The sequence below is a fragment of the Streptomyces sp. NEAU-W12 genome (assembly GCF_026242095.1).
GTDB lineage: Bacteria > Actinomycetota > Actinomycetes > Streptomycetales > Streptomycetaceae > Streptomyces.
In genome coordinates this window covers 1-672 of sequence record NZ_JAPJDM010000106.1, presented here as the reverse complement: position 1 = coordinate 672, position 672 = coordinate 1, and the positions used below count along the sequence as shown (strand labels likewise).

Sequence of the window (672 nt, the reverse complement as noted above, 5' to 3'; positions counted from 1 at the left end):
CACACCACTGCCGGCACCGGCGGTGTCGGGCCCGGCGGTGTCGGGCTCGGCGACCACCGTGTCGTCACTGGCAACCGACCAGACATCACTGTCATCACCGGCGTCGCTGAGGGAGCTGACGTCGCTGAAGAGCGAGGCATTGTCCTCGAAGTCGCTGAGGGAGCTGACGTCGCTGAAGAGCGAGGCATTGTCCTCGAAGTCGCCGGAGTAGTGAGCCTCGCCGACAGTGGGCGAGGGAGACGGTGCGGCGGGAGAGGCGGCAGAGGCACCGCCGGTGTCCTGGAAGAAAGAGGAGGAAGAGACAGGCAGGGCGGTACCGCTGGTGTGCGGCCCATCGGTGGTGACCTCACCACCGGGACCGGGAACAGCGGTAGTGACGGCGGGACGGTCGGCAGCCGACGGCGGGGCAGCGGGCAGATCAGCCGTGGCCGCTTCATCGAGGGCGCCACCGGCCGGCACCGCCGTGGAAACACCGGTGGTACTGGTGTCAGTCGTATTGAAGTTGGTGCCGGTGAGCGCGGCGGCCGCCACACCACCCACCACCCCCACCCCCGGCGCCGGCACAGCCGAGCCGGCCGAGACCGTGGAAGGCTTCTCCTTCCCCGCACCGTCACCGGCCGAGAACTTCCCCATAAAACCGGACGCATCATTGACATGCTGCGCCCCGACCGC

General features: G+C 68.9%; 1 pseudogene. It reads right to left on the bottom strand.

The window, feature by feature from the left end:
* Nucleotides 1-672, bottom strand: a pseudogene (locus tag ORI94_RS35275) (hypothetical protein); the annotation flags it as partial.